This window comes from Streptomyces sp. NPDC058257 (genome assembly GCF_042881845.1).
Classification (GTDB): domain Bacteria; phylum Actinomycetota; class Actinomycetes; order Streptomycetales; family Streptomycetaceae; genus Streptomyces.
This window is the reverse complement of record NZ_JBHVXJ010000017.1, coordinates 38,416-57,796: the sequence shown is the minus strand read 5'-3', so window position 1 is coordinate 57,796 and position 19,381 is coordinate 38,416. Positions and strand designations below refer to the sequence as shown.

The 19,381-nt window shown below is 72.1% G+C and carries 1 protein-coding gene; it reads right to left on the bottom strand.

Annotated elements, in window-relative coordinates; genetic code table 11:
- Positions 1–87: 87 nt before the first annotated feature.
- The gene (locus tag ACFVXC_RS31585) at positions 88–19,365 is read right to left on the bottom strand and encodes a type I polyketide synthase (protein ID WP_389912151.1); all 19,278 of its coding nucleotides are present in this window, start codon (positions 19,363–19,365) and stop codon (positions 88–90) included.
- Positions 19,366–19,381 lie beyond the last annotated feature (16 nt).

The following is a 19,381-nucleotide window of genomic DNA, read 5'->3' as shown; positions in this document are numbered from 1 at the left end:
GAGAGTCCGCACCGGGCAGCTCAGGTCAGGTCAGGTCGTCGGGTCAGATCAGGTCAGATCAGGTTGGTGAGAGTCCGTACCCGCTGGTCAGGACCTTCCGAGTTCGTCGTCGATGATGTCGAAGACGTCGTCGAGGGTTGCCGAGGTCAAGTCGTCCGCCGCGGGCTCGGGTTCGCTCTCGTCCCAGGTGGACAGGAGCGAGCGCAGCCGCAGCCGGATGTCCCCGGCCAGAGCGTCGTCCGGGTCGAGTTTGGAGATGGTGACCGTCAGCTTGTTCAGCTCGCTGAGCACCGCGGCGGCCGGTGTGCCGTCGCCTGCGAGCACTGTTGTCCGGAGGTGGGCCGCGAGTGCCGCCGGGTTCGGATGGTCGAACACCAGAGTGGCGGGCAGTCGCGAGTCGACTTCGGCGTCGAGCCTGTTGCGCAGTTCCACGGCGGTGAGTGAGTCGAAGCCGAGCTCCTTGAACGCCCGATCCGCCTCGACGGCGTCCGGTCCGGGGAAGCCGAGCACGGCCGCGGTGTGGGTGCGGACGAGCTGTACGAGGGTCCGGTCCTGCTCCGCCTCGGTGAGGCCGGCGAGTCGCTGGGCCAGCGGGACCGCGCCGTAGCCGTCGCCGGACCGTGCGGCCCTGCGGGCGGGTGCCGGAACCAGGCCGCGCAGCAGCGGCCGTACCTGCTCCGGGTGGGCCCGCAGCGCGGCCAGGTCGATCGCGGCGGGCACCGCGGTCGCGGCGCCGGTCGAGTGCGCCGCGTCGAACAGTGCCATGCCGTCCGCGGAGGACAGCGGGGTCATGCCGCCCCTCGCCATCCGCTGTACGTCGGCGTCGTCGAGGTGCCCTGTGATGCCGCTGGCCTCGGCCCACAGGCCCCAGGCGAGCGATGTGGCGGGCAGCCCGGCGGCCCTGCGGTGCTGTGCGAGTGCGTCGAGGAACGCGTTGGCGGCAGCGTAGTTGCCCTGGCCAGGGCCGCCGAACACCCCGGCGGCGGCGGAGAACAGTACGAACGCCGTGAGGTCCGTCCCCAGGGTCAGTTCGTGCAGGTGCAGCGCGGCATCGGCCTTCGGCCCGAACACCGTATCGACGTGCTCCGGGGTCAGGGACTCGATGATGCTGTCGTCGAGGACGCCCGCCGTGTGCACGACCGCGGTCACGGGGTGTTCGGCAAGGAGCGTGGCGACCGCGCCGCGGTCGCTGACGTCGCACGCCACGACGGTGACGCGCGCGCCCAGTTCGGCCAGTTCCCGGCGCAGTTCCTCCGCGCCCGGTGTGGCCGGGCCGCGCCTGCCGGTCAGTACCAGGTCCCGGACTCCGTGGCGGGTGACGAGGTGCCGTGCGGTCACGCCGCCGAGCACCCCGAGACCACCGGTGATCAGCACGGTGCTTTCGGGGGTGAACGCCGTCCGCTCGGGGGCGTCGGCCGGAGCGGCGAGCCGCGTGAGCCTGGCCACCGTGGCGGTGCCGTTCCTGATGACCACCTGCGGTTCCCCGGTCGCCACGGCGGCGGGCAGCCTGCGCAGCGACTTCCCGTTCCCGGCCGTGTCGGCCAGGTCGTCCACGTCGGCGAGGACGAACCGCTCCGGGTGTTCCGACTGTGCCGATCGCACCAGGCCCCACGCGGGAGCGCGCACCAGGTCCGGTACGGCCTCGTCAGGTCCCGCCGGTACCGCGCCGCTCGTCAGGAACACGAGCCGCGATGCGGCGAACCGGTCGTCCGCGAGCCAGGATTGGAGCAGGTCGAGGGTGTGGTGCGTGGCCTCCCGGGGGGTTGTCGCGCCCTCGCCGGGTGTCACGGCCACGCAGCGCGGTACGGGCGCGCCCGCGTCGACGGCGGTCAGGAGCGCGGCGAGGTCTGCGTGTTCGTCCACCGGTTCGCCTGCCGCGGTGAGCGCGTGGGCGAGACGGGCGGTGTCGTCGCCGAGGACCGCCCAGGTGCCGGTTTCGGGTGCGGCGTCCGGCATCGGCACCCACTTCACCTCGAACAGCGAGTCGCGGTGCGCGGAGCGTGCGGCGTTGAGCTGGTCGGCGGAGAGGGGGCGCAGGCTCAGCTCGTCGACGGCGGCGACCGGCTCGCCGGAACCGTCGGCGACGAGCACAGCCACGGAGTCCACGCCGAGCGGCGTCAACCGGACCCGAAGCGCCGTCGCCCCGGTCGCGAGGAGTCGCACTCCGGCCCACGAGAACGGCAGCCCGTCCGAGCTCGCCCTGAGCCCGACGGCTTGCAGCGCGGCGTCCAGTAGAGCCGGGTGCAGGCCGAAGTTCTCGTCGGCGAGGCCGTCCGGCAGCGTCACTTCGGCGAACACCTCGTCGCCCTTGCGCCAGGCGGCGCGCAGGCCCTGGAAGGCGGGGCCGTGGTCGAGGCCGGAGGCGGCGACGGCGGCGTGGTGACTGTCCAGGTCGACGGGTTCGGCTTCGCTCGGCGGCCAGACGACGAGGTCGTCGGTGACGGGGTGGGCTTCGGCCGTCAGGGTGCCGGTGGCGTGGCGGGTCCACTCCCCGCCCTCGTCCCTTCGGGAGTCCACGGTGAAGGTCCGGCTGCCGGAGCCCGATGCGTCCGTCGCGCCCGACGCGTCGGGGCCGTCGAGGCTGAGCCGTATCTGGACGCCGTCCCGTTCGGGCAGCACCAGGGGCGCTTCGAGGACAAGGTCGTCCAGGGACGCGCAGCCGACGTGGTCGCCGGCGCGCAGTGCGAGCTCCACGTAGGCCGCGCCGGGGAGCACCGCGGTGTCAAGGACGCGGTAGTCGGCGAGCCAGGGGTGCGTACGCAGGGACAGCCTGCCGCTGAACACGAGGCCCTCGGAGTCCGCGAGTTCGGTGACGGCCGCGAGCAGGGGGTGGTCCACACGGCCGAGGCCTGCCGATGTCACGTCACCGGACGCGATGTGCGCCGTCGTGGGCCAGAAGCGCAGGCGCTGGAACGGGTACGTGGGCAGGTCCACGCGCCGGGCTTCGGGGAGTGGCAGGGCTACCCGGCCGCCGCGCACGAACAGCCTGCTCGCCGAGTTGAGGAGCCGGTCCTTGCCGCCGTCGCCGCGCCGCAGCGAGCCGACCACGAGGCCGTCGGTACCGGCCAGTTCGCCGAGCCCCGCCACCAGGACCGGGTGCGGGCTGACCTCGACGAAGGTGGTGAAGCCTTCCGCCACCAGGGTGGAGACGGAGTCCGCGAACTCCACCGTCCGCCGCAGGCTGCGGTACCAGTACGAGGCGTCCAGGTCACGGGTGTCCAGCCAGCCGCCGGTCAGCGGCGAGTAGTACGGCACGTCGCCGGAGCGCGGCGCCACGTCCGCCAGGCCCTCCAGGATCTCCGCCTCGACCTGTTCGACGTGGTGGGAGTGCGGGGCGTAGTCCGCCTGGACCCGCCGCGCCCATACGCCCTGTTCGGCGCAGACCTCCATCAGCTCGTCAAGGGCGGCGACATCACCGGAGACGACGACCGACGCGGGGCCGTTCACCACGCCGACGGCGAGCTGTCCGTCCCACCGCGCGAGGAGTTCCCGTACGTCGTCCACGCCGAGCGCGACCGAGACCATGCCGCCCTGGCCCGCGAGGGCGGTCAGGGCCTTGCTCCGCAGGACGGCGAGGCGTGCCGCGTCCTTCAGGGACAGGGCGCCCGCGACGCACGCCGCGGCGATCTCGCCCTGGGAGTGACCGAGTACGGCGCTGGGCTCGACGCCCCAGGACCGCCATGTGGCGGCGAGCGACACCATCACGGCGAACAGGGCGGGCTGGACGACGTCGAGACGCTCCATCAGGGCGGGGTCCTGGATCGCGTCGAGGAGCGACCAGTCGACGTACTCGCCCAGTGCTTGCGCGCACTCCTCCATCCGCGTACGGAACACCGGTGAGGAGTCCAGGAGTTCCAGGGCCATGCCGACCCACTGCGTGCCGTGGCCGGGGAACACGAACACCGTTCCGGTGCCGCGGTTCCCGGCCGTTCCGGTCACGACGTTCGGCGCCTCGCGGCCTTCGGCCAGGGCGGTGAGGCCGGTGCTGAACTCCTCTCGGCCGAGGCCCACCACGACGGCCCGGTGGTCGAACACCGAGCGCGACCGCAGCGTGTGGGCGATGTCGGCGACCGACACGGTCGTGTCGGCGCCTTCGAACTCCGCGCGGAGGCGGGACGCCTGTTCCTGGAGTGCTTCGGCGGATCGCGCCGAGAGGACCCACGGGACCACGCCCGGCTCTCCCGGCTCCCCCGGCTCGTTTTCGGGAGACGTCGTCTCGGGGGCCTGCTCGATGATGGTGTGCGCGTTCGTTCCGCTGAACCCGAACGACGACACGCCCGCTCGCCACGGCCGGTCCACGGCGGGCCACTCGCGCCGGTCGGTGAGCAGTTCCATCGCTCCGGCCGACCAGTCCACGTGCGACGACGGTTCGGTGACGTGCAGCGTCCGCGGCAACACGCCGTGCCGCATCGCCATGACCATCTTGATCACACCGGCGACACCCGCGGCGGCCTGAGTGTGACCGATGTTCGACTTCACCGAGCCCAGCAACAGCGGCCGGTCATCAGGGCGGCCCTGGCCGTAGGTGGCGAGCAGGGCCTGGGCCTCGATGGGGTCGCCGAGGGTGGTGCCGGTGCCGTGCGCCTCGACCGCGTCCACGTCGGACGGCGTGAGGCCCGCGCTGGCGAGGGCCTGGCGGATGACGCGCTGCTGCGAGGGGCCGTTCGGGGCGGTCAGGCCGTTGGACGCGCCGTCCTGGTTGACGGCTGATCCCCGTACGACGGCGAGCACTTGGTGGCCGTTGCGCCGGGCGTCGGAAAGACGCTCGACGATGAGCATGCCGACGCCCTCGCCCCACCCGGTGCCGTCGGCGCTGTCCGAGAAGGCCTTGCAGCGGCCGTCCACGGACAGTCCGCGCTGTCGGCTGAACTCGATGAACGCGCCCGGCGTCGACATCACCGTCACGCCCCCCGCGAGGGCCAGTTCACACTCCCCCGACCGCAGCGCCTGCGCCGCCAGGTGCAGGGCGACCAGGGACGACGAGCACGCCGTGTCCACCGTCACCGCGGGGCCTTCGAGTCCGAACGTGTACGACAGGCGGCCGGACATGACGCTCGCCGCGCTGCCCGTCGCCACATGCCCGCCCACGTCCTCGACGGCATCGCCGAGTACGAGCCCGTAGTCCTGCACGTTCGAGCCGACGAACACGCCGACCCGCTCGCCGCGGACCGAGTTCGGGTCGATGCCCGCCCGCTCGAACGCCTCCCAGGAGGTTTCGAGGAGCAGCCGCTGCTGCGGGTCCATCGCGAGGGCCTCACGCGGTGAGGTCCCGAAGAAGGTCGCGTCGAAGTCCGCCACACCGTCGAGGAATGCGCCCCTGCGCGAGTAGGTCGTGCCGATGCCCGCGGGGTCCGGGTCGTACAGGGCATCCAGGTCCCAGCCGCGGTCGGCCGGGAAGTCCGTCACCGCGTCCCCGTCCGACAGGAGCACCTGCCACAGGTCCTCCGGGCTGGTGACGCCGCCGGGGTACCGGCACGTCATCGCCACGATCGCGATGGGTTCGTCGGTCACGACCTGCGGTGCGGTGTCCGGTGTCGGTGCCAGGGGCGACTCGCCGTACGGTTCCAGGACCGCCGACAGCAGATGGTCGGCGAGCACGGCGGGGGTGGGGTAGTCGAAGACCACGGTCGCGGGCAGGGTCAGGCCCGACGCGGCAGCGAGGCCGTTGCGCAGTTCCACGGCGGTCAGCGAGTCGAAGCCCAGGTCTCGGAAGGCCCGTTCGGGATCGACGGCTCCGGCCGTGGTGTGCCCCAGGACGGTGGCCGCCTGCGCCACCACCAGGCCGCGTACGAGTTCGCCCTGCTTCGCCGCGTCAAGGCCGGTGAGCCGGCCCCGCAGCTGCGCCCCTTCCTGCTCGGACCCGTTCGCCCCCGCGGACGCGGCAGACCCGTCGGCCTCGGCGGTCCGGCCCGCGATCGCGTCTCGTGCTTCGGCGAGGTCGGCGAGCAGCGGGCTCGGCCTGCCGATGGTGAACGCGGGAGCGAACCGTGCCCAGTCGACGTCCACCACGACGGTGCTCGCCGTGCCGCCGCCGACCGCGTCGGCGATGGCGCCCACCGCGAGTTCGGGCTCAAGCGCCAGGAGCCCGCGCCGGGAGAGTTGCCGCTGCGCCTCGTCGTCGGCCATGCCGCCACCGCCCCAGGGACCCCAGGCCACAGCTGTGCCCGGCAGGCCGTGCGCGGTGCGGTGCTCGGCGAGGGCGTCGAGGTAGGCGTTGGCCGCGCTGTAGCCGACCTGGCCGCCGCTGCCCCAGATACCGGCGATCGAGGAGTAGGTGAGGAACGCGTCGAGCGGTGTGTCGGCGAGCAGTTCGTGCAGATGCGCAGCGCCCGCCACCTTGGCACCGACCACGTCCGCGAAGCGCGCGAGGTCGGTGGCCCCGACCGGGGTGCTGTCGTTGAGTCCCGCCGTGTGTACGACGGCGTCGACCTGGTCTCCGGCGGCGGCCAGGCCGTCGAGCAGGGCCGCGAGCCCGCCCCGGTCGGCGATGTCGACGGCGGCGACCGTGACGCGTGCGCCGAGGCCGACGAGTTCGGCCTCCAACTCCGCCGCCCCCTCGGCCTCGTTGCCGCGACGGCTCACCAGGACGAGGTGCTCGGCGCCGTGCGCCGCGGACCAGCGCGCGGCCCTGGCACCCAGGGCGCCCAGGCCGCCGGTGACAAGGACCGTGCCGCGCGGCGTCCAGCCGGTGCCGGAGTCCGGTGCCACCGGGTCGGCCCGGCGGACGCGGCGTGCGAACACACCGGATCCACGTACGGCGACCTGGTCCTCCGCCCCGCCGAGCAGCCCGCACAGCCGTGCGACCGCCCGCTCGTCCACCGTCTCCGGAAGGTCGACCAACCCGCCCCAGCGTGAGGTGAGTTCCAGCGCGGCGGCCCGTCCCAGACCCCACACCATCGACTGCGCGAACCCTGCGACCGTGTCATCCGCGACCGCCGCCACCGCACCGGATGTCGCACACCACAGGGGCGCTCGTACGTCCGTGTCGCCGAGGGCCTGGATCAGCGCGAGGGTGGCTGCCACGCCGTTCGGCACCGCGGGGTGGTCGGAGTGCGGCGACTCGTCGAACGCCAGCAGCGACAGGACTCCGCCGACCTCTTCTCCGCTCGCGAGAACCTGCGCGACGGCCGCACGCAGCGCGTCGGCAAGGCCCGCGCGGTCCGCGCCCACCGCAGCGCCGTCCGCCGTGTCGGCCTCGACCACGGCGAGTGCCAGGCCGCCGGCCGCGAGCAGCTCGCTCAGCGCGGCGGCGCGCTCGTCACCGGTGGGCGCCACGACCAGCCAGGTGCCCGAGGGCGGCGTCGTCGCGGGAACACCGGCCGACTTCCAGCCGATGGTGTAACGCCATTTGTCCAGCGTGGACCTCTCGTGGCTCCGGCGCCGCCACGACGTCAGGAGCGGCAGCACGGCGCGGAGCGAGTCGGTGGCCCCGTCGTCGGTGATGCCCAGGGACGACGCGAGCGCGGTCGCCTCCTCGCTGTCCACCGCGGCCCAGAACTTCGCCTCGTCCGCGTTAGTGGCGGCCTCGACGGCGACGGGCCGGGCGTCCATCCAGTAGCGCTGGTGCTGGAAGGCGTACGTCGGCAGGTCAACGCGCCGGGCGCCACTGCCGGCGAAGAACGCCGCCCAGTCGACCACCACACCCCGCGTGTGCAGCGCGGCGACCGTAGCAACCAGCGCGACCTCCTCGGACCTGTCCGCACGCAACGCGGGCAGGAACACCCCGTCCGGCGCACCACCAAGCCCCAGCGCGGACAGCGTCCCACCAGGACCGACCTCGGCGAACACCTCCGCGCCCTGCTCACGCAACGCCACCACCGCGTCATGGAACCGCACGGGCTCGCGCACGTGCCGCACCCAGTAGTCGGGCGAGGTCAGCTCCTCAGCAGTGGCCAACCGGCCCGTCAGCGTCGAGACGATCGGGACCGCCGGAGCCTCGTACGACACCCCCTCAAGAACCCGCCGGAACTCGTCCAGCATCGGCTCCATCAACGGCGAGTGGAACGCGTGGCTGACCTTCAGCCGGGACACCTTCCGGCCCGCCTCACGCCACCGCTCAGCCACCACATCCACATCAGCCGCGACACCGGAAACGACCACCGACGACGGGCCGTTCACCGCCGCAATGCCCACCGTCTCCGACAGGTCCGCCACGACCTCGTCCTCGGACGCCTGGATCGCCACCATCGCGCCACCGGACGGCAACGCCTGCATCAACGCACCACGCGCCGACACCACCTTCACCGCGTCGGTCAGGGACCACACACCCGCCACATGCGCAGCCGCCAGCTCACCGATCGAATGCCCCGCCAGCACATCGGGCCGCACACCCCACGACTGCAGGAGTCGGAAGAGGGCGACCTCGACCGCGAACAGGGCGGGCTGCGTCACCCCCGTCTCGTTCAGGGCGTCGGCATCCTCACCGAACGACACCTCGCGCACCTGCGGGTCGAATGCGTCGAGAACCTCGTCCAGTGCTTGAGCGAACACCGGGAAGCGGGCGGCCAGTTCACGCCCCATGCCGAGCCGCTGCGAACCCTGGCCCGAGAAGAGGAAGCCCAACCGGCCGGGCTCGCCGGCGACTCCCCCGGCCACGGCACCGGTCGTCCGGCCGTCGGCCACGGCCGTCAAGGCCGCCAGGAATTCGGAGCGGTCCGCGGCCATCACCACCGCACGGTGGTCAAGGACCGACCGTGACGTCGCGAGCGAGTAGCCGATGTCAACCGGTGCGTGCCCGTCCACCAGGGACAGCAGGCGCTCGGCCTGGCCGCGCAGGGCTCCCTCGTCGCCCGCCGAAAGCACCCACGGCACCAGGCCACCGTCGTGCGCCGGCTCCGGAGCTGCCTCGGGTTCGGCCACCGGGGCCTGCTCGATGATGGTGTGCGCGTTGGTGCCGCTGAACCCGAACGACGACACTCCCGCCCGCCACGGCCGGTCCGCGGCAGGCCACTCACGCTGATCGGTGAGCAGTTCCACCGCACCCGCCGACCAGTCGACATGCGGTGACGGCTCGTCCGCGTGCAGGGTGCGGGGCAGTACTCCGTGCCGCATCGCCATGACCATCTTGATGACACCGGCGACACCGGCGGCGGCCTGGGTGTGGCCGATGTTCGACTTCACCGAGCCGAGCCACAGCGGTCGGTCTGCGGGGCGGTCCTGGCCGTAGGTGGCGAGCAGCGCCTGGGCCTCGATCGGATCACCCAGCTTCGTACCCGTGCCGTGTGCCTCGACCGCGTCCACGTCGGACGGCGTGAGACCCGCGCTGGCGAGGGCCTGGCGGATGACGCGCTGCTGCGAGGGGCCGTTCGGAGCGGTCAGACCGTTCGACGCACCGTCCTGGTTCACCGCCGAACCGCGGATGACGGCAAGGACCGGATGTCCGTTGCGCTGGGCGTCCGAGAGACGCTCGACGAAGAGCATGCCGACGCCTTCGCCCCAGCTGGTGCCGTCGGCGCCAGCGCCGAACGCCTTGCACCGGCCGTCCAACGACAGTCCGCGCTGGCGGCTGAACTCGATGAACGCGCCCGGCGTCGACATCACCGTCACGCCACCCGCGAGCGCCAGCTCGCACTCACCCGTCCGTAGCGCCTGCGCCGCCAGGTGCAAGGCGACCAGGGACGACGAGCACGCCGTGTCCACTGTGACGGCCGGGCCTTCGAAGCCGAACGTGTACGACAGACGGCCCGAGGCGACGCTGGCCGCGTTGCCGGTCGCCACATAGCCGCCCACATCCTCGGCGGCGTCACCGAGGACAAGCCCGTAGTCCTGGGCGTTCGACCCGACGAACACGCCGACGCGCTCACCTCGCAGCGACGCCGAGTCGACCCCGGCGCGCTCCAGGAGTTCCCAGGAGGTCTCAAGGAGCAGCCGCTGCTGCGGGTCCATCGCGAGGGCCTCACGCGGCGAGATGCCGAAGAAGCCCGCGTCGAACCCGCTCACGTCCGACATGAACGCGCCGGAGCGCAGGTATGTGGTCCCCACCGCGTCCGGGTCGGGGTTGTACAGGGCCTCGATATTCCAGCCGCGGTCGGTGGGGAACTCCGTCACCGCGTCGCCGTCCGACAGGAGGAAGTCCCACAGGCCCTCCGGTCCTGTCACACCGCCGGGGAACCTGCACGCCATCGACACGATGGCGATCGGCTCGTCGGTCACCCCGGAGACGCCGGAGACGCCGACAGGGGCGGAGGTGGTGGGCGTCGGGTCCACACCGGACAGCTCTACGCGCAGATAGGCGGCCAGGGCGGCGGGCGTCGGGTAGTCGAACACCAGGGTCGCGGGCAGGGCGATGCCCGTGGCCTCGCGGAGCCGGGCGCGCAGTTCCACGGCCGTCAACGAGTCGAAACCGAGCTCCTTGAACGCACGCGTCGGGGAGAAGGCGTCGCCGGACACATGACCAAGGACCGCGGCAGCCTCGTACCGGACAAGATCGGTGAGCTGACGTTCCTGCTCGGCCGCGTCCAGACCCGCGAGGCGCCGCGCGAGAGCCGACGTGCTGCCCCGCTCGGCGGGAGCGGCATCGAACGCGGCGCGTACCTCGGGCAGTTCGCCCAGGAGTGCGCTCGGGCGCTGCGCCATGAACGTGCCCGCGAACCGGGTCCAGTCGACGTCGGCGACGACGATGTTCCCGTCCCCGCGCTCAAGGGCCGTGGCCAGACCGGCGACAGCCACATCCGGATCCATCGTCGCAAGGCCCCAGCGGTGCAGCTGCGTGGCCTGCTCGTCGGTCGCGACCATGCCGCCGCCGCCCCACGGGCCCCATGCGACGGCCGTGGCGGGAAAGCCCGCCGCCCTGCGGTGTTCGGCTAGGGCATCGAGGTAGGCGTTGGCAGCCGCGTACGCGCCCTGCCCGCTGCTGCCCCACACTCCGGCGATGGACGAGAACAGCACGAACGCGTCCAACTGCGTGTCGGCGAGCAGCTCGTGCAGGTTCCGCGCGCCGTCGGCCTTCGCCGTCACTACGTCGGCGAACTCGGTGAGGTCGTCCGGGTCGAGGGCGGCGAGGGCGGCCGAGCGCTCGATGCCTGCCGCGTGTACGACAGCGGTGAGCGGCGATTCGGTGGGTACGGACGCGAGCACGTCGGCCAGCGCGTCCCGGTCGGCCGCGTCACAGGCCGCGATCGTGACCCGGGCGCCCAGCGCGGTCAGCTCCGCACGCAGCTCCTCCGCGCCATCGGCCTCGGGTCCACGCCTGCTGGTCAGCAGGAGGTGTTCGGCGCCCTTGCCCGCCAGCCATCTGGCCACGTGTGCGCCCAGGGCGCCGGTGCCGCCGGTGACAAGGACCGTGCCGCGCGGCGACCAGCTGTCGCCGGACGCCTTGCTCACGGGCGCGGCGACCAGCCTGCGGCTCAGGATCTTGCCGCCGCGCAGCGCGACCTGGTCCTCGCCACTCGCCCCGGCGAGCACGGAAGCCAGCAGATCACCGGTGCCGCCGTCCTGCGCCTCGGGCAGATCCACGAGACCGCCCCAGCGGCCGGGGTGTTCCAGCGCGGCGACCCGGCCGAGGCCCCACAGCATCGACTGCTCGAACCCGGCGACCACGTCACCCGCGCCCGCCGAGACGGCACCCGAAGTCAGGCACCACAGCGGTACGTCCCTGTCGCCAAGAGCCCGCAGCAGCCCGACCGTGGCCGCGACACCCACGGGCACAGTCGACACGCCCGCGTCGGCGAACCCCAACAGCGATACGACTCCGCTCAACGACGGCAGATCGCCCAACTGCTCCGCCCAGTCAACCGCTCCCGCGTCCACGTACAGCATGTGCACGTCGTCCACGCCGTTGCGCGCCAGCGACTCACGCACCCACTCGGCACGCTCTTCACCGGCCGGAGCGACAACCAGCCAGGCACCGTCCAACTTCCGGCTACCGGACGCCACCGACCGCCATTCCACCCGGTACCGCCAGCCATCGGCCGTGGACCGGTCCCGCTGCTTGCGGCGCCACGCGGACAAACGGGGCAGCACCGCGCTCAACGGGTCGTCGGACGACACACCCAGCGTGCGGGCGAGATCCGCGATGTCGCCCTCCTCCACGACCTCCCAGAAGCGCGCCTCCACCGGCGATATCCGCTCGCCACCCTTGACGGCGTCGTCCACGTCCGGCGTGTCCAGCCAGAAGCGCTCACGCTGGAACGCGTACGTCGGCAGGTCGACGCGACGCGCGCCACGACCGGCGAAGAACGCCTCCCAGTCCACCTCGACACCGCGTACATGCAACTGCCCGATAGTCGTCGTGGCGGCCAGCGCCTCCGGGCGGTCGCCACGCAGCGTGGGTACGAATGTTGCTTCCGGCGCGGACTCCTGGCCCAGCGCCGACAGCGTCCCACCAGGACCCACCTCGACGAACGTACCCACACCCTCGTCCACGAGCGTGCCGACGGCGTCGGCGAACCGCACCGACTCGCGCACGTGCCGCACCCAGTACTCCGGCGAGGTCAACTCCTCAGCAGTCGCCCGTACTCCGGTCAGCGTCGACACGATCGGGATCGCCGGAGCCTCGTACGACACCCCCTCAAGAACCCGCCGGAACTCCTCCAGCATCGGCTCCATCAACGGCGAGTGGAACGCGTGACTGACCTTCAGGCGAGACACCTTCCGGCCCGACTCACGCCACCGCTCAGCCACCACATCCACATCAGCCGCGACACCGGAAACGACCACCGACGACGGGCCGTTCACCGCCGCAATGCCCACCGTCTCCGACAGGTCCGCCGCGACCTCGACCTCGGACGCCTGGATCGCCACCATCGCACCACCGGACGGCAACGCCTGCATCAACCCGGCACGCGCCGACACCACCTTCACAGCATCAGCCAGCGACCACACACCCGCCACATGCGCGGCAGCCAACTCACCGATCGAATGCCCCGCCAGCACATCAGGCCGCACACCCCACGACTCAAGAAGCCGGAACAACGCCACCTCGACCGCGAACAACGCAGGCTGCGTCACCCCCGTCTCATTCAGCGCATCAGCATCCTCACCGAACAACACCTCACGGACCTCAGGCCCGAACTCCACAAGCACAGCATCCAGAGCCTCACCGAACACCGGGAAACGAGCGGACAACTCACGACCCATCCCCAACCGCTGCGAACCCTGACCCGAGAACAGGAAACCCAACCGGTGCGGTGTCGCCTCACCGACCACGACACCGGGGCCACCACGCCCCTCGGCGAACGCGGTCAGAGCCGACTGGAACTCGGTGAACTCCGCGCCCACCACCACCGCGCGGTGTTCAAGGGCCGCCCGCGAGAACGTCAGCGAACGGGCGACGTCCGCCACGGCCAGGCCCGACGATCCGTCCACGAACGACTTGAGCCGTCCGGCCTGCGCGCGCAGTGCCTCGGGGCTCTTGGCCGACAACGTCCACGGGACGACCGTGCCGGCCGGCAGCGGCTCCGGGGCTTCTTCCTGCTCGGTCTCGGGGGCCTGCGGGGCCTGCGGGGCCTGCTCGATGATGGCGTGGGCGTTCGTACCGCTGAATCCGAACGACGACACACCCGCCCGCCACGGCCGGTCCGCGGCAGGCCACTCGCGCTGATCGGTGAGCAGTTCCACCGCACCCGCGGACCAGTCCACGTGAGGTGACGGCTCGTCCGCGTGCAGGGTGCGCGGCAGCACTCCGTGCCGCATCGACATGACCATCTTGATCACACCCGCCACGCCCGCGGCGGCCTGCGTGTGACCGATGTTCGACTTCACCGAGCCCAGCCACAGCGGTCGGTCTGCGGGGCGGTCCTGGCCGTAGGTGGCAAGAAGCGCCTGCGCCTCGATCGGATCACCCAGCTTCGTACCCGTGCCGTGCGCCTCGACCGCGTCCACATCGGACGGCGTAAGGCCTGTTGCCTCCAGAGCGGCCCGGATGACCCGCTGCTGCGAGGGTCCGTTCGGGGCGGTCAGGCCATTCGACGCACCGTCCTGATTGACCGCGGAGCCCCGTACGACCGCAAGGACCTGGTGGCCGTTGCGCTCGGCGTCCGAAAGGCGCTCGACGAGCAGCATGCCGATGCCCTCGCCCCACCCGGTGCCGTCCGCGTCGGCCCCGAAGGCCTTGCAGCGGCCGTCGACCGAAAGTCCGCGCTGGCGGCTGAACTCCACGAACGCGGCGGGCGTCGACATCACCGTCACGCCACCCGCGAGCGCCAGCTCGCACTCGCCCTTGCGCAGGGCCTGTACCGCCAGGTGCAGGGCCACCAGCGAGGAGGAGCACGCCGTGTCGACCGTGACGGCGGGGCCTTCGAGACCGAAGGTGTACGACAGGCGGCCGGAGATGACACTCGCCGCGCTGCCGGTGCCGAAGTAGCCGTCGACGCTGTCCGGCGCGGCCATCATCAGCGTCGTGTAGTCCTGGCCGTTGGTGCCGACGAACACACCCGACCTGCTGCCCCGCAGCGAGTTCGGGTCGATGCCCGCCCGCTCGAACGCCTCCCAGGAGGTTTCGAGGAGCAGCCGCTGCTGCGGGTCCATCGCGAGGGCCTCACGCGGCGAGATGCCGAAGAGCGTCGGGTCGAAGTCCGCGACGTGGTCGAGGAACGCGCCCATACGGGAGTACGACGTGCCGACGCTCGCCGTGTCCGGGTCGGGGTTGTACAACGCCTCGACGTCCCAGCCACGGTCGGTGGGGAACTCCGTCACGGCGTCCTCGCCCGACAGAAGCACCTGCCACAGGTCCTCCGGGCTCGCCACACCGCCCGGGAACCGGCAGGCCATCGACACGATCGCGATCGGCTCGTCGGTCACGCCGGAGACGGCGTTGGGGGCGGAGGCGGCAGGGGACGCCCCGGACAGTTCCGTGCGCAGGTAGGCGGCCAGGGCAGCGGCCGTCGGGTAATCGAACACCACGGCCGCGGGCAGGGCGACATCGGTGGCCTCGCTGAGCCGGGCGCGCAGTTCCACCGCCGTCAACGAGTCGAAGCCGAGCTCCCTGAAGGCACGGGTCGCGGAGAAGGCGTCGGCGGAGGAATGACCGAGCACTGCGGCGGCCTCGGACCGTACGAGGTCGGTGAGTTGCCGCTCCTGCTCGGCTGCGTCCAGACCCGCGAGACGCCGCGCGAGGGCCGACGTTCCGCTGCTCCGCTCGGTGGCAGCCGTGTCGAACGCGGCTCGCACCTCGGGGAGTTCGGCAAGGAGCGCGCTCGGGCGCTGTGCCATGAAGGCTCCGGCGAACCGGTCCCAGTCGACGTCGGCAACGGTGATCTTGCCGTCGCCGTTCTCGATGGCCGAGCCGAGACCTGCGAGCGCCGCGTCGGGTGCCATGGTGGTCAGGCCGAGGCGCCGGAGGTGGGCGGCCTGCCCGGAGTCCTCGACCATGCCGCCGCCGCCCCACGGGCCCCACGCGACGGCTGTGGCGGGAAGGCCTGCCGCTGTGCGGTGGTCCGCGAGGGCGTCCAGGTAGGCGTTGGCGGCCCCGTACGCGGCCTGGCCGCCGCTGCCCCACACTCCGGCGATGGACGAGAACAGTACGAACGCGTCCAACCGCGTGTCGGCAAGGAGGTCGTGCAGGTTCCGGGCGCCGTCGGCCTTCGCCGCCAGGACCTCTGTGAACCCGGTGAGATCGTCAGGGTCGAGGTCGGCCAGGGTGGCCGAGCGCTCGACGCCCGCAGTGTGCACGACGGCGGTGAGCGGCGGGACGCTCTCCAGCATCGCCGCGACGGCGTCCCGGTCGGCCACGTCACAGGTGGCGAACGTGACCCGGGCGCCCAACTCGACGAGCTCGGACTCCAGTTCCTCGGCCCCTGCCGCCGCCCTGCCACGGCGGGCGGCAAGCACGATGTGCTCGGCTCCGTGCGTGGCCAGCCAGCGCGCCACGTGGCCGCCCAGGGCGCCGGTGCCGCCGGTGACAAGGACCGTGCCGCGCGGCGACCAGCTCTCGCCGGGGGCGTCGCCCAGCGGGGCGGGGACCAGCCTGCGGCCGAGGATCTCGTTGCCGCGCAGGGCGATCTGGTCCTCGCCGATCGTCCCGGCGAGCACGGAAGCCAGCAGATCACCGGTGCCGCCGTCCTGCGCCTCGGGCAGATCCACGAGACCGCCCCAGCGGCCGGGGTGTTCCAGCGCGGCGACCCGGCCGAGGCCCCACAGCATCGACTGCTCGAACCCGGCGACCACGTCACCCGCGCCCGCCAAGACGGCACCCGAAGTCAGGCACCACAGCGGTACGTCCCTGTCGCCAAGAGCCCGCAGCAGCCCGACCGTGGCCGCGACACCCACGGGCACAGTCGACACACCCGCGTCGGCGAACCCCAACAGCGATACGACTCCGCTCAACGACGGCAGATCGCCCAACTGCTCCGCCCAGTCGACCGCTCCCGCGTCCACACTCAGCATGTGCACGTCGTCCACGCCGTTGCGCGCCAGCGACTCACGCACCCACTCGGCACGCTCTTCACCGGCCGGAGCGACAACCAGCCAGGCACCGTCCAACTTCCGGCTACCGGACGCCACCGACCGCCATTCCACCCGGTACCGCCAGCCATCGGCCGTGGACCGGTCCCGCTGCTTGCGGCGCCACGCGGACAAACGGGGTAACACCGCGCTCAACGGGTCGTCGGACGACACACCCAGCGTGCGGGCGAGATCCGAGGGGTCGCCCTCCTCCACCGCCGCCCAGAACCGCGCGTCCACCGGCGATATCCGCTCGGCGCTCTCCTCGGCGGCCGGCGCGTCCAGCCAGTAGTGCTCGCGCTGGAACGCGTACGTCGGCAGGTCGACCCGGGTGGCGCCGCTGCCATCGAAGAGGGCGGCCAGGTCCACCGGGACACCGTGTACGTGCAGTTGGCCGATGGCGGTGGTCAGGGCGACGAGTTCGGGCCGGTCGCCGCGGAGTGCGGGTACGAAAGCGGCCTCTGGGGCGTTGAGCTGTCCGAGACCGGAGAGCACGCCACCGGGTCCGACCTCCAGGAAGACGTCGCCACCCTGCTCGCGCAGCGCGACAACCGCATCGTGGAACCGCACGGGCTCGCGCACGTGCCGCACCCAGTAGTCGGGCGAGGCCAGCTCCTCAGCAGTGGCCAACCGGCCCGTCAGCGTCGAGACGATCGGGACCGCCGGAGCCTCGTACGACACCCCCTCAAGAACCCGCCGGAACTCCTCCAGCATCGGCTCCATCAACGGCGAGTGGAACCCGTGACTGACCTTCAGCCGGGACACCTTCCGGCCCGCCTCACGCCACCGCTCAGCCACCACATCCACATCAGCCGCGACACCGGAAACGACCACCGACGACGGGCCGTTCACCGCCGCAATGCCCACCGTCTCCGACAGGTCCGCGGCGACCTCGACCTCCGTCGCCTGGATCGCCACCATCGCACCACCGGAGGGCAGCGCCTGCATCAACCCGGCACGCGCCGACACCACCTTCACCGCGTCAGCAAGCGACCACACACCCGCCACATGCGCGGCAGCCAGCTCACCGATCGAATGCCCCGCCAGCACATCGGGACGCACACCCCACGACTCAAGAAGCCGGAACAACGCCACCTCAACCGCGAACAACGCAGGCTGCGTCACCCCCGTCTCGTTCAGCGCATCAGCGTCCTCACCGAACAACACCTCACGGACCTCAGGCCCGAACTCCGCAAGCACAGCATCCAGAGCCTCACCGAACACCGGGAAACGAGCCGCAAGTTCACGACCCATCCCCAACCGCTGCGAACCCTGACCCGAGAACAGGAAACCCAACCGGTGCGGTGTCGCCTCACCGACCACGACACCGGGGCCACCACGCCCCTCGGCGAGCGCGGTCAGACGGTCGATGGTGGTGGTCCGGTCCTCGGCAAGGAGTACGGCGCGGTGCTCGAACAGGGACCGTGACGTGGCCAGCGAGAAGCCGACGCCAGCAGGGTCGAAGTCGGCGGAGGCCTCCACCGCGGACCGGAGACGGCCGGCCTGCGCGCGCAGCGCGTCGGGGTTCCGGGCCGACAGCACCCACGGAGTGACGGCGGGGGCCTTCGAATCGTCGGCCCCTGTGGGCGCCGGTTCGGGGGCGGGCGCCTCCTCCAGGATGACGTGGGCGTTCGTGCCGCTGACGCCGAACGAGGAGACACCGGCACGGCGCGGTTCATCCGTCCGCGGCCACTGCTGGCCTTCCGTCAGCAGCTCCACGGCGCCCGCCGACCAGTCGACGTGGCTGCTCGGCTCGTCGACGTGCAGGGTCTTGGGCAGCACACCGTGCCGCATCGCCATGACCATCTTGATGATGCCGCCGGCCCCGGCCGCCGCCTGGGAGTGACCGATGTTCGACTTCAGCGAGCCCAGCCACAGCGGCCGGTCCGCGTCCCGCTCCGCGCCGTAGGTCGCGATGAGGGCCTGTGCCTCGATCGGGTCGCCAAGCGTGGTGCCGGTGCCGTGCGCCTCGACGGCGTCCACCTGCGCGGGGGTGAGCCGAGCGCTCTTCAGCGCCTGGTTGATCACCGTCTGCTGGGACGGGCCGTTCGGCGCGGTGAGGCCGTGGGACGCGCCGTCCTGGTTCACCGCCGAGCCACGCACGACCGCGAGAACGGGGTGTCCGTTGCGCTGCGCGTCGGACAGACGCTCCACCAGGAGCATGCCGACGCCCTCGCCCCAGCCGGTGCCGTCCGCGCTGTCGGAGAACGCCTTGCAGCGGCCGTCCACGGACAGGGCGCGCTGCCTGCTGTACTCGACGAACGTACGCGGCGTGGACATGAAGGTGGCACCGCCCGCGAGGGCGAGGGAGCACTCGTCGCGGCGCAGCGCCACCATCGCCAGGTGCAGGGCGACGAGCGACGACGAGCATGCCGTGTCCACCGTCACGGCGGGCCCGACGAGGCCGAGCGTGTAGGCGATCCGGCCGGAGGCGATGCTGCCCGCGCTGCCGTTGGCGAGGAAGCCCTCGAACCCTTCGGGCGCCTGCGGCAGCCGTGTCGCGTAGTCGTTGTACATGACGCCCGCGAACACGCCGGTCCTGGTGTCCCTGGCCTGCGCCGGGTCGATGCCGGCGCGCTCGAACGCCTCCCAGGAGGTTTCGAGGAGCAGCCGCTGCTGCGGGTCCATCGCGAGGGCCTCACGCGGGCTGACCCCGAAGAAGGCCGGGTCGAAGCCCGCGGCACCCTGCAGGAATCCGCCGTGCCGGGTGATCGAGGTGCCCGCGTGCTCCGGGTCGGGGTCGTAGAGCGATTCGACGTCCCAGCCGCGGTCGGACGGGAACTCCACCACGGCGTCGCGGCCCTCGGACACCAGCTGCCACAGGTCTTCCGGCGACTCGACGCCGCCCGGGTAGCGGCAGCTCATCCCGATGATGGCGATGGGCTCCTGCTCGCGGTCCTCGACCTCTCGCAGGCGTCGGCGTGCGGTGCGCAGATCGGTGGTCGCCCGCTTGAGGTAATCGCGGAGCTTGTCCTCGTTCTGCATCGTGCGTGTGCTCCTT

What these genes read in the sequence shown, in the direction of transcription:
- ACFVXC_RS31585 (WP_389912151.1), bottom strand. Translation starts at nt 19,365, where the DNA reads ATGCAGAACGAGGACAAGCTCCGCGATTACCTCAAGCGGGCGACCACC.